This is a genomic window from Muribaculum sp. NM65_B17, from assembly GCF_004793735.1.
GTDB classification, from domain to species: Bacteria; Bacteroidota; Bacteroidia; order Bacteroidales; family Muribaculaceae; genus Muribaculum; species Muribaculum gordoncarteri.
The window spans coordinates 123700-144523 of the sequence record NZ_SRYY01000005.1 but is presented as its reverse complement, the minus strand read 5'-3'; the positions used below and the strand labels follow the sequence as shown (position 1 = coordinate 144523).

Annotated in this window: 17 protein-coding genes and 1 pseudogene; 10 read left to right on the top strand and 8 right to left on the bottom strand. The window is 43.5% G+C overall.

The window, feature by feature from the left end:
* Nucleotides 1-90: 90 nt before the first annotated feature.
* Genes E5354_RS08910 through E5354_RS08895 form a run of 4 tightly spaced genes read right to left on the bottom strand, consistent with a single transcriptional unit; the run spans nt 91 to nt 4918 of the window.
* A complete protein-coding gene (locus E5354_RS08910; protein WP_135947234.1) occupies nt 91-1806 on the bottom strand; it encodes a hypothetical protein in 1716 nt (571 codons plus the stop codon).
* Nucleotides 1807-1819: 13 nt separating this feature from the next.
* The gene (locus E5354_RS08905) at nt 1820-2419 is read right to left on the bottom strand and encodes a hypothetical protein (protein ID WP_135947233.1); all 600 of its coding nucleotides are present in this window, start codon (nt 2417-2419) and stop codon (nt 1820-1822) included.
* 37 nt (nt 2420-2456) lie between these two features.
* A complete protein-coding gene (locus E5354_RS08900; protein ID WP_168353863.1) occupies nt 2457-3518 on the bottom strand; it encodes a DUF2971 domain-containing protein in 1062 nt (353 codons plus the stop codon).
* Nucleotides 3519-3544: 26 nt separating this feature from the next.
* A complete protein-coding gene (locus E5354_RS08895; RefSeq protein WP_135947232.1) occupies nt 3545-4918 on the bottom strand; it encodes an ATP-binding protein in 1374 nt (457 codons plus the stop codon).
* A gap of 562 nt (nt 4919-5480) precedes the next feature.
* Between E5354_RS08895 and E5354_RS08890 the strand changes: the two are divergent.
* Nucleotides 5481-6059 (top strand): annotated as a pseudogene (locus tag E5354_RS08890) (metallophosphoesterase).
* A gap of 1 nt (nt 6060) precedes the next feature.
* Nucleotides 6061-6828, top strand: coding sequence for a metallophosphoesterase (locus tag E5354_RS08885; RefSeq protein WP_135947231.1), 768 nt, complete (start codon nt 6061-6063; stop codon nt 6826-6828).
* A gap of 238 nt (nt 6829-7066) precedes the next feature.
* Here the strand turns inward: E5354_RS08885 and E5354_RS08880 are convergent, their stop codons facing one another.
* On the bottom strand, nt 7067-8557 hold the full coding sequence (locus tag E5354_RS08880; protein WP_135947230.1) for a type II toxin-antitoxin system HipA family toxin: 1491 nt from the start codon (nt 8555-8557) through the stop codon (nt 7067-7069).
* Nucleotides 8558-8568: 11 nt separating this feature from the next.
* Nucleotides 8569-8877: a helix-turn-helix domain-containing protein gene (locus E5354_RS08875; RefSeq protein ID WP_013612025.1), complete on the bottom strand. Its 309-nt coding sequence runs from the start codon at nt 8875-8877 to the stop codon at nt 8569-8571.
* Nucleotides 8878-9958: 1081 nt separating this feature from the next.
* Between E5354_RS08875 and E5354_RS08865 the strand changes: the two genes are divergently transcribed.
* The 3 genes from E5354_RS08865 (at nt 9959) to E5354_RS08855 (ending at nt 12598) form a co-directional block, all read left to right on the top strand.
* Nucleotides 9959-10978 carry a kinase gene (locus tag E5354_RS08865; RefSeq protein ID WP_135947229.1) on the top strand — a complete coding sequence of 340 codons (1020 nt, stop codon included), beginning with the start codon at nt 9959-9961 and terminating at the stop codon, nt 10976-10978.
* Between the two features lie 136 nt (nt 10979-11114).
* A complete protein-coding gene (locus E5354_RS08860; protein ID WP_123396297.1) occupies nt 11115-11474 on the top strand; it encodes a helix-turn-helix domain-containing protein in 360 nt (119 codons plus the stop codon).
* Entirely contained in the window at nt 11471-12598 is a 1128-nt protein-coding gene (locus E5354_RS08855; protein ID WP_123396296.1) for a type II toxin-antitoxin system HipA family toxin, read from the top strand. Before E5354_RS08860 ends, E5354_RS08855 begins: the two co-directional genes overlap by 4 nt.
* A 78-nt stretch (nt 12599-12676) precedes the next feature.
* Here E5354_RS08855 and E5354_RS08850 read toward each other — a convergent pair whose 3' ends face one another.
* Together E5354_RS08850 and E5354_RS08845 are read right to left on the bottom strand one after the other, a co-directional pair.
* Nucleotides 12677-12862 (bottom strand): 4Fe-4S dicluster domain-containing protein, encoded by a 186-nt coding sequence (locus tag E5354_RS08850; protein WP_123396295.1) that lies wholly within the window; start codon nt 12860-12862, stop codon nt 12677-12679.
* Complete coding sequence (locus E5354_RS08845) at nt 12859-13575, bottom strand: 4Fe-4S binding protein (RefSeq protein ID WP_123396294.1); 717 nt, start codon at nt 13573-13575, stop codon at nt 12859-12861. Before E5354_RS08845 ends, E5354_RS08850 begins: the two co-directional genes overlap by 4 nt.
* A gap of 71 nt (nt 13576-13646) precedes the next feature.
* On the opposite strand from E5354_RS08845, the gene E5354_RS08840 reads away from it, so the two are divergent.
* The 5 genes from E5354_RS08840 (at nt 13647) to E5354_RS08820 (ending at nt 20818) form a co-directional block, all read left to right on the top strand.
* Nucleotides 13647-14570: a LysR substrate-binding domain-containing protein gene (locus E5354_RS08840; RefSeq protein ID WP_135947228.1), complete on the top strand. Its 924-nt coding sequence runs from the start codon at nt 13647-13649 to the stop codon at nt 14568-14570.
* A 517-nt stretch (nt 14571-15087) separates the two neighbouring features.
* On the top strand, nt 15088-17406 hold the full coding sequence (locus tag E5354_RS08835) for a DUF2264 domain-containing protein (RefSeq protein WP_135947227.1): 2319 nt from the start codon (nt 15088-15090) through the stop codon (nt 17404-17406).
* 26 nt (nt 17407-17432) lie between these two features.
* A complete protein-coding gene (locus tag E5354_RS08830; protein WP_123396290.1) occupies nt 17433-18227 on the top strand; it encodes a gluconate 5-dehydrogenase in 795 nt (264 codons plus the stop codon).
* An 8-nt stretch (nt 18228-18235) separates the two neighbouring features.
* Nucleotides 18236-19384, top strand: a complete 1149-nt coding sequence (locus E5354_RS08825; RefSeq protein WP_370271607.1) for a DUF4861 domain-containing protein — start codon at nt 18236-18238, stop codon at nt 19382-19384.
* Between the two features lie 12 nt (nt 19385-19396).
* On the top strand, nt 19397-20818 hold the full coding sequence (locus E5354_RS08820; protein ID WP_135947225.1) for a PTS galactitol transporter subunit IIC: 1422 nt from the start codon (nt 19397-19399) through the stop codon (nt 20816-20818).
* Nucleotides 20819-20824 lie beyond the last annotated feature (6 nt).

Here is a 20824-nt window from a genome sequence, read left to right as displayed (position 1 = left end):
CAGAATACCTTTGTCTTATCGCAGACAAAGGTACTATAAATAATTGGGAATCCACAACTTTCAGGTTGTAAATTAAGGAATCCTCTGATTTTATGCCTGAATGTATAGCATTTTATTATTCGGACACCGAGCCTCAAGTTCAAATCCATAACTTCCATTTGATACGGTCTGGTAATTCTCGTCCCCATCCTTGATAGTTAAAATTTTCACTTTCTTCCATCTATCGGCTTCTTTGTAGAAGAAATAATCCCCTACATTGATATTGATATTATCAATTTTCAGGCAAACTATAGTATGCTGTTTATAGTACTTATGCGGCACAGCGACTTCACTTACTTTTGGGCTGAAATCAATCAATCCTTTATCAAATAACATACTTTGAACTTCCTGCTTATTTATGATACCATCTTCTATCTCAAAATAAAGATTAAACAATTGCCATGTATAGCACAAGCCTCTTTTTTCATTAACCGCATCTTTTATCTGTTGTTGATTAAATGGAGGAATAGTTCTTGATAGAGGTTCTACACCCCTTTCATTATTAACGATGTACAAGCCAAAAACGTCAAATCTTTGCTGTTCCTCTCTTCTTCGAAAAACATTTTTAAAAATCTGACTACATTGAGCATCGGTTGAAGTTCCATTAATACCTTTTATTTCTATAAGGAGCAATCCGTTGTCTTCTGTCTCAATTTGAACATCTTCCTCATTGAAATCTTTATCAAGTTCTTTATCTTTATCAATTACATTTTTAAACCCCAACCATTTAAAATATTTTATACAAGCCTCAACTAACTCATCTCCCGTTGCTGTAAGAAGTTTATGCAAAAATGAGTATTCATTGTTATTCTTTTCTATTCTTTTATCCAAAACCGCCAGACTCTCATTATATTTTGCAATTAACTCCTCTTTTTCTTTAAGCAATTCTTCTTGTCTTGGTAAATAATAAGTTGGCTGATTTAACCATAATGACTCTTCCACTTCCGGAAAATATTCAGAGAAATATTTAAATACAAATTCTTGCATTACTTTTTGTAACAATTCACGCTTCCTCTTTGTTCGAGGCAACACCAAAATTATATCGCTCTTGCTTAACCAAAGGTAAGAAACAATACCTCCTGCTCTATTCATTAACAGGGGTAAAAATTGCTCATCTTTGACCCTTTTCCCGTCATTATCCCATTTTGTTGGATGCTCATACACTTGACAATAGGAGATATCGTCAAGGAAAGATTCAAACAAAATTCTTGATAAATTGCTTTCACATAACTTCACCTCAGAGCCAACCATAGAAGACACACAAAAATCCCCCAAGTGTTCGTAATTATTGTGTTCAACTCTCCGCCCTGAATAACTAACAGTTATATCCTCAAAAACATATTCTACTAAATTATAAGGAGCTTGAAACGCTATTCTAATTGCAGGTTTATTTCTGTGTTTATGAATATCTTCATTCAACACGAAACTTCCAAATGGACATGGATCAAACACCGTTTGAGGTGCATTACTTACAAAATAGTATACTTTTGTTCCCAAGATTTCCTTCCTTGTATTCTCTTGTATACTATACGGAATTTTATCAGACTTCACCATATCTTCGATGAATATGTCATACTCATGTATATTTTGAGGCAGTTTATAATTAAGTAACAAATTCAAACCCCGGTAATTTTTTCCAGACACATCAATAGGTTTTCCCAAACTTCCATCATAAACATCAAACCTCTCATTGAGGTAATCCGAACAATCCTTATCTAAATCCAAGCAACAAATCTTGGTTTTTACACGTTTTGTCTCTGTAGCCATATTAATTAGATTTTTAATCACCTTCACAAAAGTTTGTCCAATCTTTGGACACATATTCCTTTTCAAACTCCTCCAAGTCTTCCTTGATACGTTCACGGAAACTCTCTTCACTATCATCGCCACTCATCATCCAATCTACACGAGTAGCATATATCTCTGCAATACGAATTTGCCGATATGCTTCCTTCATCGCATCAATCGTCTCACCAGACCATTCCAACACATCAGCATTATACGGATAGCGGTCATAATGACAATGATGGATTGAGTATAATACCGGAATTTGTTCACCGTCAGGAGTGTCGGACATATATCGCTTTGTTGATTGGAATATTACCCCATCATCAAAGAATCGTCGGTCTGCATATTTTTGTTCTGCCTTAACAATGGTTTTGTCTCTCAGAAGAAAAGATTCCGCATCATCATAACAGCCAAAATCCATATAAGTTCTATAACTATGGTATGAGCCAAAGCAATCTTTCTCGTAAATAGTCCAATAGTCCTCTTGAATTTTCTCAGGTTTAGGTTTCAATGCCCTCGCAATATCGCGCTCAATAGTATCAGCAATCTCGCGCATTGCATATGTGCCCCTATCAAAATATCCTCCGCTCATAGTTATTTAATCTACTCTTTTTTGATTTAAAATGCACCTATTTAATACTTGTTACTCTCAAATCATATCTACGACTATCCGTGTCAAGATCAACATCATACTCTTTTAGACCTTTTTCAACTGCAATCCGATGTAATTCTTGCTTATCCTTTTGTGATATATCTGGACCATAATAGATCGCTTTCAAACATCCAACATCCGGAATTGCAACATAATCATTCTCTTCCTCTAAACTATAGTAAAGCATTCTCCATTCATGTTCATGCTCGTATTCTTTACGATCCTTATAAAGATAAGATCGATACCAATATAATTGATTGACTGATATCATGGAAGACAAAAAATTCAACCAATTTTTATCTCCAACTTGTTTAAAATACTCGTAAGTCTGAATATTTCCCTCATCCAATGTAACATCCGGTCTTAAATCTGTATAAATCACAGGAAAGAGATTTACATTCATTCCCAATGAATTATATTTAAAAATACATTTTCTGAGATCGTATTCTAATGCAAATCCCTTATACCCATCTGCATATCTATCCCACATATATTTTGACTGTACACTTTCTGTAAAACAGGCTATTTTTGCACTATTTCTTGGATTTCTAAAACGAGACTCTTGCTTTTTTATCGCTGAGCCAATATTGTTACAAAAATCAATATACTCACCTGTCAATATTTTATCTATAATTTGTTCATCCGTATATCCGCACTCTCTATAGTAACATACTTGCATTGCTTTTTCTGTTCTTATGTCTGGGGATTTCTGTGTTATTTGCGACAATGTTATACGTAATGCATCTTTCAATGCATTTTCTAGATCTTTGTGAATCTTATCTTGATTTATATATAAATATGAATCATACTTATCCGGAAACATCCCTGCATGGCATAAGGAAATAGTTCCAGATTTAAATGATTCAATAGTATAGCCTTTATCGTCTATTCTACGGTATCTAAAAAGGGTTTTCGGGATATTAGGAAGTACTACCTTATAAATATTGCTCCATACATCAGAAGTCGCAGTTTTATCTATATTGAAAGGAATATAGGATTGTTCTATAATCTCTTGAAATTGTTTTCTAAAATCCAACATATGCAAATCACGAATTTGTTATTTCTTTATTTCATCAGCCCAACAACATTTTCCGGCAACATCACATTCCCGACATCATCTTTCGGTGCATTCTTAAGAAATAAGACCGGGAGAATCTTGTAATTCTTGGCAAATGGCAGCAGGTTGGCTTTACGGAGAAGCTCAGCTGTAAGTTGTTTGCCATTCTCCTGATTTGTCCATTTGCATTCGCCAACTAAAAAATATTTTTTATCAAGCGACTCGGCCATCATATCAATCTCTATTTGTTCCGGTTCTTTCCTCTCATTGAGAACCGGTCCCCACCAGCGCTTTGCCTTACCGTAAACAATTCCATTGACCATATTTCCCGTTACAGCGTCCCTGCATAGTTTTTCCCAATGCATACTCACATACTCCGAGAAATGAACTGCCAAAGCCTGTTCTAATGGCAAACGACGACCAAGCTCGATGAACGAACGGTTTGGTACAACAAACTGATAATAGAACGCCATAAATGGGTCTGCAATCTTATATAGGCTCTTTTTCGCATTCTTTTCGTCAATTCCGAACGGAACATCTTTCTCTAAAAATCCGAGGTCAATAAGTTTCTTCAACGGACGTGACAGATTAGTTGCAGGCTCATTACATCTGGCAGCAATCTCAGAAAGCCGGTTTGCACCGGAGCCGATATAGGACATGATTGTAGAAGTCTTGACAATATCCTTGACATCATCTTGAAACAGTTTTATCGGTTCCTCGTAAAGAGTGCCATTTATCGAAAGGATATTGTGCCACAACGCATCGGAAAGTGAGTTTCTGTTTTCCCTCAGTTCCCAATAACGAGGTACACCACCCCATACAGCATACTCTTCAACGGAGCTCACAGCGTCAAGGTTCAAAGCCTCCTGAATATACGGCAAACGTATCGGTGCAAGCCTCATTATCTCATCAGCACGACCATAGAGAGGTGCAGTAGAATCAAAAAACAGTCCATACATCATATTCTGTGATGAACCACAAAGTACAAGATTATACTTCAACTGTTTCTCATCAACAAGTTTCTGCAACACTGACGGCAGTTCCGGGGATTGCTCCACAAGATATGGAAATTCATCCAAACATAACGTGAAACGCTTGTCTGTGCGATAATTGACCGCACGAAACAGAGATTCCCAATCCGGATAAGTCAGCTTATCAAAATCAGGAAATACTTGCGCTACCACCTTTGCAAGCAAAATTCTTTGATGTTGCCCTTCGGAACGGTCGGCAAGGAAATATACATCACTGTCCGACAAGACCCTTTTAATAAGTGTTGACTTACCCAAGCGCCTGCGACCGTACACTACGACCAACGAGGACTTCTCTCTTGAAAGAGCATCCCTCAGTCGTGCTGTTTCTTCTATTCTATCAACGAAGTTCATATTACGCTTTTATTATGCTATGCAAACATAATGTTTTTGTAGCATAACACAAAATTTTGAGCCAAGTATTTTCCGCATGGCAAAAGAATTTAATGTAAAATGGTGTGTGATTGGGATTTATTTGTTAATTTTGCACCGCTTTTGAGACAATATAAACATTAACGATGCAAAGAAACAGAATGAACATATTACCAACAACCGCAATTCTGAGCAATAAACGCACAGAATCCGTGTCGAGTGTTCATGTTTCATGCATTGAACCTCGTAGAGTAAATACTTTCCAGCGAACATAGCAAGTACTTTATTGTACTTTGAGAGAATAGAAACTGAATAGTTGGAGAGTCTTTACCAAACTTTCCAACTTTTTAGGTTTTCGACCTACAATATAGGCTGCACCTCAGTATAGTTCGAGCCAGCTCGACTCTACATTCGGTTTGCACTATATTTTTTATTATGCCCATTTGTGACAGTTGCCTTTACGATGCTCTTCTGCCATTTCCGTCTGATGGGCTGTTAGTAAACAGATTATTAACGTGCAGTGATGCACATAAATTGAGAAGAAATGAACTATAAATTTGACGGCAGTAAGGTGTTCTTTACATCTGACACCCATTTTTATCATGAGAATATCATACGTTTCTGTAACAGACCGTTCAGGGATGTATAAATGATGAATGAAACTATCATAGCCAATTGGAACAACGTAGTCGGGCAAGATGATATCGTGTTTCACTTGGGCGATTTCTGTCTTGGCGGTTCGGCCGAATGGAGTAAAATCCTTGACAGACTGAACGGAAAGATATATCTGATTATGGGTAATCACGATTTGAAGAATATACGCCAAGGTTACATTGACAGATTTGAACATGTGGCAATGCAGATGCACATAGAAATCGGCAAACAGAGGATATATTTGAACCATTATCCCTTTCTATGCTTTGATGGTGGATACAAGGATGTATGGCAACTGTTCGGGCACGTTCACACACGGAAGAACAATACCGGAATTGACGCTGCCAGGCTTAAGTATCTCTATCCGACACAATACGATGTAGGTGTTGATAACAACAATTTTACACCAGTATCATTTGAACAGGTTAAAAGAATTATTACCAAACAAATAGAAAAAGGAGGACGGTAATATGAAGATACAATACATGAGCGACCTGCATTTGGAATTCAGCGATAACAGCAGGTGGATGAAATATAATGAATTACCGGTAACAGGCGATGTTCTGGTGCTTGCTGGAGATATATTTTATCTGAAAAACGAAGTTGCGCCTTTGGCTAATTTCTGGAAATGGGCATCAGAGAATTATCGTCAGGTGCTCATTGTGCCCGGGAACCATGAGTATTACAATTATTGTGATGTGATGGATAAGGGATTGCAATGGAATTGGATGTTCAAAAAGAATGTAGGATATTATCAGAATAAGGTAGTACGTATTGATGATACCGACTTTATCATGAGCACTTTGTGGTCTAAGATTTCTCCTGCCGACGAATACTTCGTATGGAAGGGCATGAACGACTTTCGACAGATAATGTATAATGGCAAATTGCTCCAGACAGAGGAATTCAATAAGATGCACAATTTCTGTTTGGATTTCATCAAGCAAAGTCTTGCAGAGAGTACCGCAGAACACATTGTGGTAGTAACGCATCATCTTCCCACATTAGAGGTGGTCGCCCCTCATCATAAGGGTTCTGTGCTGAATAGTGCATTTGCAACTGAACTGAGTGAACTTATTGCCGACAGTCGCATTGATGCGTGGATTTACGGACATTCACATACCAATATTGATGCAGAAATAAACGGAACAAAGGTAGTTTGCAATCAGATGGGGTATGTTTTCCAAAATGAACATCTCGCCAATGGTTTTGAGCCGGGCAAGTTCCTTGTCTTGTAGCAAATATTGTCTTGGTTGATATGCTTTAAGACCTCAATGTATCATATAGTAAACAAAATAGCTCGGTTTTGCATATTATATGATATGTTGTGATAGAGTATTTTCAGTTATTTGAATTTTTCGAATAACTGAAAATACTGATTTCTACCATTACATAATTATCGTAACGCAAACATCATAATGATCACCCAGCATCCTCATTGTAAAGGGGTTTTCTTTTGGTCAGCATAACTTAACCTTACAGATTAAAACATTTTTCCACCAGAGTTTTCAAATACTCAGTCGTAAGATTTGCCAAACCAATTTGTTCTATACAGGCAAAGTCTGTATTCTTTTTATTTATCACAAATTTCCTTTCTACGCCATCAATGCTTGCCAGCAGATGGTAATTCCCTTTATAAGTTTGCTCAACACGCATATTGCTAATGGTGTGTCCATCGATTTCCATTGCAGCATCTTCGACTTCGCACTCCCATTCGCCCCATACCTTCAGGTGGTTGGCGATAGTTGACTCTACTCTGCCTATCCATGATTCTGACACACCATTCTCGATTGCTATTGTACGGAATTGCTTCAATGAAGAAACAACATCTTTGATGATAGCATCGGGGCGACGAATTCCGTTATCACGGGCAAATTCAATAACATCCGAGCGTGTGATGTCATACAGTTTGGCTCGAATATACATGCAATGCTCCTTGTTCGGCAAATAACCGCCCCTGTCAATGATGTAGGTAATATCGTATGCAGGAGCAAGACGCCAGGCACCATCTTCATTCATAATAAATGAAAAGTTCTTGTTATGGTCGTCTGTGTTATTCGACAGAATATTGAAGACCATTCTTCGAAATACTTCCTGACAATCCGCATCAGGCAGACGGAGCTTACGGCAAACAGATATCAATTGCTCATAACTCTCTGCATCGGGATATATGGCAGCCAAAGTCTGTGTATGAATCTTTTTTCCACCATTACGATCAAACCGTCTGGTTAAAAAATGATTGTTTCCATCCACTGAATATAACATTGACGGCATCATATTTATACCTGCCATAGTTGCCAACTTATAATAAGTCATTTCTAATTCTGCCGAACAATATTCGGAGTTACCAAATTTGAGAAGATAATAGTCATATCCTTCCAAAGCTGCAATTTGACCGCTTCGTATCTCTCCTGTTTCTCTGTTTATCGCAATAATCGCTTTCGGCTGACGCCCCCCAGCGGATGTACCTACAGTCAACAAAGATTGCATGGTTATGGACTCCTCCGGCATAATACGGGCATTCTCCCTTTCTACAAAAATGCGTTCTGCCAAATCTGCCAACGACTTAACATCTATTTTTTCTGTTCTTCGCTCCCTGTTAGTTTCCGGAATAAATTCTAACGCTCCCATTCCTCGTCTGCCTATAAACGAGAGCTTATCCAACGGATTTATCTCTGAATTGGATATTTTTTGCTGTTGACGCCATAAATCAAACAATTGGTTACCCCAGGCATCAGGCAATGAATCTGCGACAAATGCCGGAAGCTTCTGGTAAATCTTGGCATCTTCACCCCAAACAGGCAACAGCCCTCTGGTACCATCAACAGGTGCAACCAAAGGGGATATATTCAATCCTTTTCTGATAAAATCGGGATTATATGTGAAATAAGAAAGATGTCGGCGTTCATCCCAAGCCAAACGACCAATTTCTTCTTCCCAAAGTATTATTTTTAACGACTTCATCATATCTGTATGTCTTATTTAGAGTGTCTGATTCGTTGCGCTTTTTTCTCATTTTCACGCATAAGATAAGGCGATTCGGGCAATTCCGGCAAAATATCGTCTAAAGAATTAATCTGACCGACGACCTTCAACAAGAGAATAAATGTTGACAATGAAAGGTTGCCTGCCGTGCCATTTTCAAACTTGTGTATGGTAGTAAGCCCGACACCTGAAAGTTCCGACACTTCTTTTTGTGTCAGATTGCACCGCATTCTATATTCCTTAAAACGAGTACCCAACATGCGTACTAGCTCAGGAGTGGAGTATTCAAACAAATCTTTCATATTTATATATCACTATACTGATGATTAAATACTATATATCGCCATTATATTCACTATATTGACATTTACAATACAAAAGTAGTAATATGTTTTGAAATAGCCAACGAATGTGCATAATTATTGGCTTGCCAAAAGAAAAAGATATGTCTCCACTCTCAACTTGACTTTAATGACCGTTTTATATACACGGGCAATAAAGTCAAGTCAAACAGAGGGAAAAGGAAGATTTACCCGACTGATTTTTCTTTTCGCCAGCAATCGGTATAAGTCACTTCGTATTCAATCTTGGAGAAATAATCTGCGGTATAATCACAACATAATAACAGATGAAACACCCTACAACATCTTTCGTAAATATCATTGAAAGACTTACAAAATTACACCCAAAATCGCCTTTTTTATCAAAGTCTTTTCATTTGTTTTCTTTGTACCGAAAAAACGCATTATCTTTGCAAAAGTTCAGCGCAGAAAAAGGGGCAAAATCAGACTTTTATACCATTTAAGTTTCAAACTATTGGTAGTCAATTGGTCTAATATGCTGCATCGGCAAGTAAACAACGCCTAACGACCAACAACTTACCTGTTACAGGTAACAAAAATCGCATCATTTTTGATGCTTTTTTGTTGCGCGGGTTGTTGCGGATTTTGAAAATTACCGTATTGGCAACAAGCTGAAAATCATTAATACCAGAACAGTCGGAATCGCCATATAGATACGACAAAAAAGGAAAAATGCAATGGTAAGACATCGCAAGTCAGAGGTAACAGAAACGTATCGGCTCAAATGTGATGAATACATGGCAAAATCGGCTCAAATTATGTGTAAATACGGCAAAGAGGGTGTGTCATAATAAAGGTTTACGGCGCACCCTCCTATTGAAAGTTTCAATATTTTGTCTCAATTCCTTCAAGATAATCCGGATGGAAATTATTCCGTCAATCCTCTAAATTTATAGTCCAAGAAAATTATTTATGACAGAAAGCAACAACACGAAGCGGTTTTATGTTAAACGAATAGACAAATTCATATATTCGTTTTCCATGAATGATTCTGAATACAACTAATAATCAAAACAAAAAAATGAATCTATTATATTACCCGTATATAAATCTGCCTGATACAGAGTGGACTATCCGCACCTTGCCCTACTACGACAATGTAAGTTCTATTGTACCGACCCAATACTTTCATGAACCGGAGCGATATGAACCATTCATGAGAGAAGCGGTTCAAAATGAGCTGATTACTCCGGTTAACCCTATGAATGTTCTTGATAATCCGTGGGAGGTCACAAGAATGTTTGATGAGTACCTGAATCAGAACAAAGGCATATTGAAACGGCGAAGATTACCAATTCAAAGAAACGGAATCAGTCACATCCATGCGGGAAAATACTCATTCAGGGAAAATGGGGTTCACATGCACGCCGACAAACTTAACAATGGCGTTTTCTATAACCTCATTCAGATGGGATTAGCTGAACGGATAGATGATTATTGGTATGGTGTGGAGCCTAAAACCGCCTATGAACTTATGAATTTTATAACTTCAGTAGTGGCCTGCAAAATAGATTATCAACCGGTCACAGATCGAATAACCGACAATTGTTTCTCTACAGTATATGCACAAAACAAGGATATTGAATTACGGACAAGACAATACAAAAGAGATTTAATACTTAAAGAAATGATACCGTATCCTAAACAAATAGATTTGACACATCTTAGACAATTTAAGGACAGGCATCATGATTTACTGACCGCATTTAGCAATAAGGTAGAGCAAATAGCTCTAAATCCAACAATTACCCCTGAATCACCACTATTCACAATGGTACTTGACGAAATGAAGGCTGCTAAAGAAGAACTATCAGCACGAATGAACGAAAGTCATCTTGGGGACATCGTTTTTGGCACAATATGCGGAACCATCGCAGCAGGATTGGGTTTCCTGGCTTCACCTGTATTAGGTGCGATTCCGGGACTGTTAAATGCCATATACTCAGCATGTCGAATTGAGCGACCGGAAAGCGCAATCGACCAAACGGGATTAAAATATCTGGCTTTAGTTGATAAAAGATTAAGGCGGAAATCTCGATAACCCTATTCGCAATCAATTTTCAATCAAGAAGCACATTCCGCGCCCTACCCGATTCCGGGTCATTTGCAAATGTTCGCAATTCTATTGCTCATCTCATAATTATTGACTACATTTGTATCATAATATTAGCAGTATTATGGCACAAAACACTAATAATAACAATATATTATCTGTATTAGAAAATTTTACTCTTGATAATTCCGATGATATAGCCCGAGAAGTTGCTGAAAATTTCCGTAAAAGGCGCGTTGAAAAAAACATTACACGGCAACACATTTCCGAGCTGTCGGGAGTGCCTTTGTCTACCGTCGCCCGATTTGAGCAAAAGGGGCTTATTGCCTTTGAATCGCTTATAAAGTTGGCGATGGCCTTGGGACATACTTCAGATGTCCGCAATCTATTCGGCAAATCCAAATTTGACACGATGGAAGAACTTGACATGATTCGCAGCAAAAGTGGCAACAAAAGGGCATACGTTAAAAATAAGAAGAAATGAGAAAAACCGGAAAGCTTAAAGTAATGTTTCGCGGACAAACGGTGGGCACATTGTCGCTTACGCCCGACAATCATCTGAATGTCTTCGAGTACGACAAATCATGGCTTGCCGACGGTTTTAGCATATCTCCACTTGAACTGCCGCTAAAGCCGGGTGTATTCATAGCCAAGCCCCAGCCGTTTTACGGCAATTTCGGCATTTTTGAGGATAGCCTTCCCGACGGATACGGCCGCTATCTTCTTCACAAGGCATTGCTGCGAAAAGGGGTCAACGATTCCGATTTGTCATCATTGGACCGGCTCGCAATTGTAGGCGACAACGGCATGGGCGCACTCACCTATTCCCCTTCAATTAACATTGAACCTAAGGAACCTATAACCGATTTCGACCGACTTCAACAAACGGCCCTCGAAGTGCTCAAAGAGCAACAGGATAGCGATGCCGGGCTGTTGCTATACAATAGAGGAAACAGCGGTGGCGCTCGCCCGAAAGCGGTATTTTCGGATTCCGAAGGGCACTGGATTATCAAATTCAGGCATACATACGACCCTACAGATAAAGGACTTCAAGAGTATCGATATAACGAAATCGCTCAAAAATGCGGAATTACAGTACCTGATTTCCGCCTCATTAACGGACGGTATTTCGCATATCGACGGTTCGACATCGACAGTGAAGGAAATCGCCTACACACAGCAACAGCAGGAGGCCTGTTGTGTATATCTCTTCGTGAACCGTTTATGGATTACTCAAATCTTCTTGCCCTTACCGGCTACCTGACTCAAAACCGTGAAGATGTGGAGCAGATGTATCGCCGTATGCTGTTCAATTATCTCACCGACAACAAAGACGATCATTGCAAAAATTTCAGTTTTTATGTGGTCAAAGACTACAATACAAGAGCATGGCAATGGCGGCTTGCACCGGCCTACGACCTCACGCTATGCACCGAAGGATATAACGGCGAGCACGCAACATCGGTCAACGGCACAGGCCGACCTCGATTGTCCGATTTTATCGCAGTCGGCACAAAAATCAAGCTACCGGAGGCCCGATGCCGTGAAATTATAGATGAAGTTCATTCCTGTTGTCGCGACTTAATTCGTTACAACATACCAACATAGCAAAACAGCTCATCAGCCACATCAATTGAATCCAATTCTAATTAATACCATCATGATACTTATAAGAAATCTCCGGCATTATACGCGCCTATTCTGCATTGCCTTCTTGGGGCAGGAGCGCACACATTTTCCACACTCAATGCATTTGTCATGGTCTACTATCGGGTAGCCGTCGTCACCTTGCGTTATAGCTCCCACCGGGCAAATACGTATCAGCGGACACACATGGTCATGCGGACACAGCTTTCTATCAACTTCTATCATTGGTTTATAAGGGTTTGAGGTTTGATTTTCATTATCTTCAACGGGCATGAAACTACACACTTGCCACATTTTATACAGTCGGCATTAAGGTAGCCCATCGCTTCTCCCCGGCTGTCGTAGGGAGTGAGCTGCATAGGACACACTCTCGCGCAACTCTTGCATTTCATTTGACACGACGCATCCACATTTACGCTTGTAAATGCCTTAGGCAGTGGAGTTTTCTTCGGTGTAACCCACGATGAGAGAGTGCCCATCGGGCAAAACGAACACCATGTGCGCGGCGCATAGATAAACGACAATGTAACTCCTACAATCGTGGTGACAAGAATGATGGTCCAGAAAACTCGTCCCATGGCGTTCCAGTCACCCCATGCGAAATACATCTGCACTCCAAACATGGTGAAGATAAAAAGCACCATGAAAATACGGAATTGCCGAGTGCGGACAAATGCCGGGATAGGCTTGTGGGGTGAATATTTAGCCAGCAGCCTGTCATACATATTCCCTCTTGGGCAGGCGTTTCCACACCACCATCGACCGCGGCTCACTGCGAAAGCCACCGGAGCGATCATGCACACCAAAGCCAACAATCCTATCACCGGATAGAAATATCCTATCGCAAGATATGCCAGCAATATCCAATATAACGAATACCCTTTAGTCGGGAAATATCGGTGAAATCTCTTCTTTTTCGTGATTACTTCTGTTTTCATGTTGCAAAATTACCGTCACAGCGATAGACCGACAACAGATTTTGACTATCTTTGCATCGAATTTATCTATCATGACACTACAGCAACTAAAATACATCATCGCCATCGACCGCCACCGCAGCTTCGCGAAAGCTGCCGCCGAACTCGACATCACACAACCCACGTTGAGCGCCCTGCTCCTAAAACTGGAAGAGGAGCTCGGTGTAAAAATATTTGAGCGAAGCAATCGAAGCGTCGTTCCCACCTCCATTGGCCGGATCATCCTTCTTCAGGCACAGACAGCAATAAGCGAAGCCGACCGAATCGCAGAAATTGTCGCCGAACAAAAAGGAGCGCTTTCCGGGCCGTTATCAATCGGCATAGGGCCAACGATAGCACCTTACCTAATGCCACGGTTCATTAAGAGATATACCGATGCCCATCCCGATGTCAAACTCTCCATAAACGAGATGAAAGGCGATGCCATAATCGAGGCTCTCCGCCTTGGCAATATCGACATAAGCATAGCTATGAGCGGTCACGCCGTGACAGGAGTCAGGGAAATACCGCTATATACCGAATCATTCTTCGTATATATGGCCAAAGACTGCCTCATGAATCAGCCGGCATTCAATCCGGCCGATCTCGTTCACGAAAAGATGTGGATCATGAAGGAATCACAATGTATGCGCGAAAGCGCGTTCAGTTTCTGCAAGGCACGCAGTATCGGACGACACATCTATGAAGCCGGAAGCATCGAAACCCTCATACGCATCGTCGACATCAACGGCGGTTTCACTATAATCCCGGAAATGCACCTCCCCTTTCTGTCAGAATCGCAAAGGGAGAATGTGCGACCTATCGAAGGCCGATTTGTTTCAAAGCGAAGTATTTCGATATACCTTAGAGCTGATTTCATTCGCCTGAACATGCTTAAAAGCGTCATTCACGCATTACAGGCCGTCATCCCCCAAAAGATGATCAACCCTGAATTGTCGCAACTCCTCACCACATAATCCCCTATATATCAATAGTCCAAATCCTCAAGATCATCTTCATCCTCCAATTTGCAACATAATCTCAGGTTAAAAAATAAGCCCACCAAAAATAAATTTGCTCAATAATTAAGTTTTTGCTATCTTTGTATTGTAGGTTTATATTAGTTAATAAAATTTTATTTCCTAATACAACCCTTATTTAAAAACCTAACATAAAAGGCAACTATAATGAAAAACACACAATATATATAGTCCGGCCCATACCAACCGTGATACGGGCCGGACTACTTTTTTCAACCCGCCAAAACCCAAATGAACCCCTCATCAGGCCCATAAAGCGATTTTGAATGAAAAACCACCCCACAAAGATTAAATTTTATACTCCTTTATAGGAAATATTCACTAATTTTGTAAAATAGTAATTATGCTTCTCAGTGTCTTCGTTATTATATGGAAAAAGTCTTGCCATGACAATGAATAATTTCGGGGATCCCTATATATTATTTATTAACTTTATCAACAACCAAGTATCCTAATGAACTTTAACACTTTCATCAACTGCTCCCTCGTGGGATTGGCGCTCACTTCGTCAGTGGCCGCCTTCTCGGCAACAACCAAGCAATCCAAGGAAGTGCGTGCCATCATCGACAAGGTCAACACCTATTGGCAGAGCAACAACGCTCCCGAGGTAAGAGCCTTTTGGGACAATGCCGCTTATCACACCGGCAACATGGAGGCCTACTTCCTCACTGGTAATGACGCCTACCGTGAATACTCCGAAAAATGGGCCGAGCACAACCAGTGGAAAGGCGCCAAGAGCAACGACCGCGCCAACTGGAAATACAGCTATGGCGAAAGCGATGACTACGTACTCTTTGGCGACTGGCAGATATGCTTCCAGACTTATGCCGACCTCTACAACATCCTGCCCGACGACAAACGCATTCGACGCGCACGTGAAGTTATGGAATATGAAATGTCGACACCCAAACACGACTACTGGTGGTGGGCCGACGGACTCTACATGGTTATGCCCGTAATGACTAAACTTCACAAAATCACAGGCAACAAGCAATACCTCGACAAACTTTATGAATACATCACCTATAGCGACAGCATAATGTTTGACCCCGAGGAGAATCTCTACTACCGCGACGGTAAATACGTATATCCCAAGCACAAAAGCGCCAATGGCAAAAAGGACTTCTGGGCTCGAGGCGACGGATGGGTTCTTGCAGGACTCGCAAAGGTGCTTAAAGACCTGCCTGCCGAATATGAGCACCGAAAATTCTTTGAGGACAGATACCGCAACATGGCCGATGCCGTTGTCAATTCGCAGCGTCCCGAAGGCTACTGGTCGCGCTCAATGCTCGATGAAGAGCACGCCCCAGGATACGAAACAAGCGGTACGGCATTCTTCACCTACGGCCTGCTGTGGGGCATCAACAACGGTTATCTGAATGATCCCAAATACCTCGATGCAGCTCAGAAAGGCTGGAACTACCTAAAGAATGTAGCCCTGCAGAAGGACGGCCGAGTAGGTTACGTTCAGCCCATCGGCGAAAAAGCAATCCCCGGACAGGTGGTCGACTCCAAGTCAACAGCCAACTTCGGCGTGGGAGCATTCCTTCTCGCCGCATGCGAATACGTACGATTCCTTGAAAAGGAGAGCAACGAAGACCGTGCCTACTGGGTCGACCTGCTCTATAAGATGGCAGCTCCCGTGCTAAGCAACATGGCCGAAGGCAACCTCCAAAAAAACATGATTGTCGAGGTAAGCCCCAACTGGGACGGACGCAACAAGGGCGTAACCTACATGGAAACATTCGGACGCCTCATGGCTGGCATTGCTCCCTGGCTTTCCCTTCCCGACGATGAAACCGACGAAGGCATGAAGCGTAAGCAGCTCCGCGATTGGGCTCTCAAAAGCTACCGCAATGCCGTTGATCCCGAGAGCCCTGACTACCTGTTGTGGCGCGGTCACGGTCAGGCGCTTGTCGACGCAGCCTATATAGCCGAAAGCTTTCTTCGCGGTTACGATGCGCTGTGGGAGCCTCTTGACGACACCACCAAGAGCCGCTACATCGAGGAGTTCTCACAGTTGCGCCGTGTCGACCCTCCCTACACCAACTGGCTGCTGTTCTCATCAACCATCGAGGGACTGCTCGCAAAGGCCGGAGCACAATACGATGAATATCGCGTAAACTCAGCCATCCGCAAAGTCGAAGAGTGGTACACCGGCGACGGATGGTATGCCGACGGCCCCGAATTTGCATTCGACTACTACAGCAGCTATGTGTTCCACCCCATGTACCTTGAAACTCTTCAGGCTCTCAAGGATTCAAAGGCCTACACCCGCATCCACTACAGCAACTACTATAACCGCGCTCTCCGCCGTGCCCAGAAATACAGCATCGTGCTTGAGCGACTCATTTCACCCGAAGGTACGTTCCCTGTATTCGGACGCTCAATCCCCTACCGCATGGCCACCATGCAGCCTCTCGCCCTCATGGCTTGGTACGAAAAGCTTCCCGCCGGACTCACCAACGGACAAGTGCGCTCGGCTCTTACCGCTGTGATGCACCGCATGTTTGACGACAAGGAAAACTTCAACGAAGGCGGCTTCCTCACCATTGGATTTGCAGGCCGCCAGCCCAATATCGCCGACTGGTACACCAACAACGGCAGCCTCTACATGACATCACTGTCATTCCTTCCTCTTGGCCTTCCTGCCACACACCCTTTCTGGACCGACGCACAACAGCCCTGGACAAGCCAGAAAGCGTGGTCAGGACAGCCCTTCCCCAAGGATCATCACTGGGGAGAAACCGAGAAATTCAAAGATTTATTTTAACACCGATTTTTATAGACCAATATATTATGGTAAATTTTTCTCTTGAAGGAAAAGTGGCGTTAGTAACCGGAGCCGCTTATGGAATTGGACTTGCAATAGCTCAGGCATTTGCTGAAGCCGGAGCCAAAATAGTATATAACTGCTCACGTCGTGAAACACTTGAACGCGGAGCTGCAGCCTATAAGGAGCTTGGCATCGACGCCAAAGGCTATCTCTGTGATGTCACCGACGAGGAATCGGTAAAGGCCATGGTCGCCGACATTGAAGCCACCGTAGGCACAATCGACATTCTTGTAAACAATGCCGGCATAATCAAGCGCATACCTATGGAGGAGATGGCCGCCGACGAGTTCCGTCGTGTGATTGATGTCGACCTCGTTGGACCGTTCATCTGCTCAAAGGCCGTCATTCCCGGCATGAAAAAGAAAGGACACGGCAAAATCATCAACATCTGCTCAATGATGAGTGAGCTCGGCCGTGAAACCGTATCGGCCTATGCAGCTGCAAAGGGCGGATTGAAGATGCTCACCCGCAACATCGCATCGGAATATGGCGAATTCAACATCCAGTGCAACGGCATCGGCCCGGGCTACATCGCCACCGAGCAGACCGCTCCCCTGCGTGAACGCCAGCCCGACGGAAGCCGCCACCCCTTCGACTCATTCATTATCGCAAAGACTCCGGCAGCTCGCTGGGGAACTCCCGACGACCTCAAAGGTCCGGCCGTATTCCTCGCTTCCGACGCTTCCGACTTCGTCAACGGACATGTACTCTATGTCGACGGAGGCATACTTGCTTACATCGGTAAACAGCCCAAGTAATGAATGCATTGACAAAGTTATTCAGCTGCCTCGCAATAGGCGTGGCAGCTGTAGGGTGCAGCAACTCAACCAAGAGCATCACAGTCACCAATCAGCTCGACATCGACCGTTTTGATGAAATCACAGCCGTCGACATGGCCTCGCTTAACCTTCCCGCAGGCGAGAGCTTCGTGATTGTCAATTCCGAAGGCAATGAAGTGCCCTATCAGCTCACCTACGACAACCTGCTCATATTTCCGGCAACCGTAGCCGCCAACAGCAGCGCCGACTACACCCTTCGTCCCGGCACTCCCGCTCCCGTCGACACCCTCGTCTACGGTCGCCTGTTCCCCGAGCGCAAGGACGACATGGCCTGGGAAAACGACAAGAGCGCCTATCGTGCCTATGGCCCGGCCCTGCAAGCAAGCGGAGAACGAGCCTTCGGCTACGACATCTGGACAAAGTCGGTCGAAACACCTATTCTCGAGCATCGTTACTATGAGGACCGCGTAAATCGCGTTTCATTCCATGTCGACCACGGCAACGGGATGGATGTCTATGCCGTTGGTCCCACTCTTGGAGGAGGCACAGCCGCTCTCCTTGTCGACAACGACAGCATCGTCTATCCTTACTGCTTCAAGGAGTGGGAAGTCCTCGACAACGGCCCGCTGCGCTTCACCACCCGTCTTGTCTACAACCCGTTGACAGTGGCAAGCGACACCAATGTAGTTGAAACCCGCGTCATTAGCCTTGATCGTGGTTCACACCTCAACCGCACGACTGTCAGCTACTCGGGACTCTCCGATAAAGGCCGTGTGGCTCCCGGCATAGTCGTTCATCGACAGAATCCCGACGGCTACTCGATCGACACCGAAAACCACTACATGGCCTATGCCGACTCTACCGACAATGCCGCCAACGGCAACGGCGTGATATTCGTTGGCGTAATGGTTCCCGGTGAATTCGACGACATGATCAACAAGCCGCTCAACGCCCCCGCAGGCGATGCCATAGGTCATCTTCTCGCGCCTGTGGAATACACACCCGACTCCCCCTTCACCTACTACTGGGGTTCAGGATGGAGCAAAGGCGATGTCGCCACTATGGACGAGTGGGAGGAGGAGCTGAAAAGCGCCTATCGCAAGTCGCAAAGCCCGTTGAAAGTCACCGTAAAATAAATTCGCAGAGCAATGGAAGAAGTTTTCAAATATATAATCGGACTTGGTGCGGCGGTGATGATGCCAATAATCTTCACCGTACTCGGATTGTGCATCGGCATCAAATTCGGCGACGCTCTTAAAAGCGGACTTAAGGTGGGTGTAGGATTCGTGGGACTGTCGGTAATCACCGCCCTGCTCACATCCAGCCTCGGCCCGGCTCTCGACACGGTGGTCAGCATCTACGATCTGCAGCTGCATGTATTCGACATGGGCTGGCCCGCTGCCGCAGCCGTTGCCTACAACACGGCCGTGGGAGCGTTCATCATCCCCGTGTGCCTCGGAGTCAACCTGTTGATGCTCTTCACCAAGACTACACGCACGGTCAACATTGATCTTTGGAACTACTGGCATTTCGCATTCATCGGAGCGGTGGTCTACTTCGCATCCGGGTCGCTTGCATGGGGATTCTTCGCCGCCATTATATGCTATGCCATCACGCTTACTATAGCCGACATGACAGCCAAGAAATTCCAGGATTTCTACGAGGGCATGGACGGCATCTCGATTCCTCAGCCTTTCTGCGGAGGATTTGCCCCCTTTGCATGGATTATCAACAAAGGTCTTGATCGAATTCCCGGCTTCGACAAGCTCAATGTCGATGCCGAAGGCCTGAAGAAAAAATTCGGACTACTCGGCGAACCCCTCTTCCTCGGTGTGATTGTAGGCATAGCCATCGGCTGCCTTACTTGCAATTCATGGGCCGAAATAGTCGACCGCATACCCTACATACTCGGACTCGGAATCAAGATGGGTGCCGTTATGGAACTCATTCCTCGCGTCACCGTGCTTTTCATCGAGGGACTGAAGCCCATAAGCGATGCCACGCGCAGCCTCATCGCACGCAAGTTCCGCGGAGCCGAGGGATTGAACATCGGCATGAGCCCTGCACTCGTCATCGGTCACCCCACCACCCTTGTAGTGTCGTTGCTCTTGATTCCCGTCACCATCGCACTTGCGGTATTCCTGCCCGGCAACCAGTTCCTTCCCCTCGCCTCGCTTGCGGGAATGTTCTACGTGTTTCCCCTCGTTCTCCCCTTCACCCGCGGTAATGTCGTAAAGACATTCATCATCGGTCTTGTAGTCATCGTCATCGGTCTGTACATGGTCACCAATCTGGCTTCATGGTTCACGCTTGCAGCCAAGGATGTATATGCCGCCACAGGCGACAGTGCCGTAGCTATACCGCAGGGTTTTGAGGGTGGAAGCCTTGATTTTGCATCAAGTCCGCTCGCATGGATAATATTCCAATGCTGTCAATCGTTAAAATGGATAGGTGCCGGAATCCTTGTCATCGTCACGATGGGGCTTATGTGGTACAACCGAGTGCTCATAATCCGCAACCAGCGTGCAATGATTAGGGACAATTCCGAGCGCATTGAAACGACCGAATAAATAACT

Bases quoted from the DNA above. Each gene is read 5' to 3' on its own strand.
- E5354_RS08910 (WP_135947234.1), bottom strand. From the start codon at position 1,806: ATGGCTACAGAGACAAAACGTGTAAAAACCAAGATTTGTTGCTTGGAT.
- E5354_RS08905 (WP_135947233.1), bottom strand. From the start codon at position 2,419: ATGAGCGGAGGATATTTTGATAGGGGCACATATGCAATGCGCGAGATT.
- E5354_RS08900 (WP_168353863.1), bottom strand. From the start codon at position 3,518: ATGTTGGATTTTAGAAAACAATTTCAAGAGATTATAGAACAATCCTAT.
- E5354_RS08895 (WP_135947232.1), bottom strand. From the start codon at position 4,918: ATGAACTTCGTTGATAGAATAGAAGAAACAGCACGACTGAGGGATGCT.
- E5354_RS08885 (WP_135947231.1), top strand. From the start codon at position 6,061: ATGAAGATACAATACATGAGCGACCTGCATTTGGAATTCAGCGATAAC.
- E5354_RS08880 (WP_135947230.1), bottom strand. From the start codon at position 8,557: ATGATGAAGTCGTTAAAAATAATACTTTGGGAAGAAGAAATTGGTCGT.
- E5354_RS08875 (WP_013612025.1), bottom strand. From the start codon at position 8,877: ATGAAAGATTTGTTTGAATACTCCACTCCTGAGCTAGTACGCATGTTG.
- E5354_RS08865 (WP_135947229.1), top strand. From the start codon at position 9,959: ATGAATCTATTATATTACCCGTATATAAATCTGCCTGATACAGAGTGG.
- E5354_RS08860 (WP_123396297.1), top strand. From the start codon at position 11,115: ATGGCACAAAACACTAATAATAACAATATATTATCTGTATTAGAAAAT.
- E5354_RS08855 (WP_123396296.1), top strand. From the start codon at position 11,471: ATGAGAAAAACCGGAAAGCTTAAAGTAATGTTTCGCGGACAAACGGTG.
- E5354_RS08850 (WP_123396295.1), bottom strand. From the start codon at position 12,862: ATGATAGAAGTTGATAGAAAGCTGTGTCCGCATGACCATGTGTGTCCG.
- E5354_RS08845 (WP_123396294.1), bottom strand. From the start codon at position 13,575: ATGAAAACAGAAGTAATCACGAAAAAGAAGAGATTTCACCGATATTTC.
- E5354_RS08840 (WP_135947228.1), top strand. From the start codon at position 13,647: ATGACACTACAGCAACTAAAATACATCATCGCCATCGACCGCCACCGC.
- E5354_RS08835 (WP_135947227.1), top strand. From the start codon at position 15,088: ATGAACTTTAACACTTTCATCAACTGCTCCCTCGTGGGATTGGCGCTC.
- E5354_RS08830 (WP_123396290.1), top strand. From the start codon at position 17,433: ATGGTAAATTTTTCTCTTGAAGGAAAAGTGGCGTTAGTAACCGGAGCC.
- E5354_RS08820 (WP_135947225.1), top strand. From the start codon at position 19,397: ATGGAAGAAGTTTTCAAATATATAATCGGACTTGGTGCGGCGGTGATG.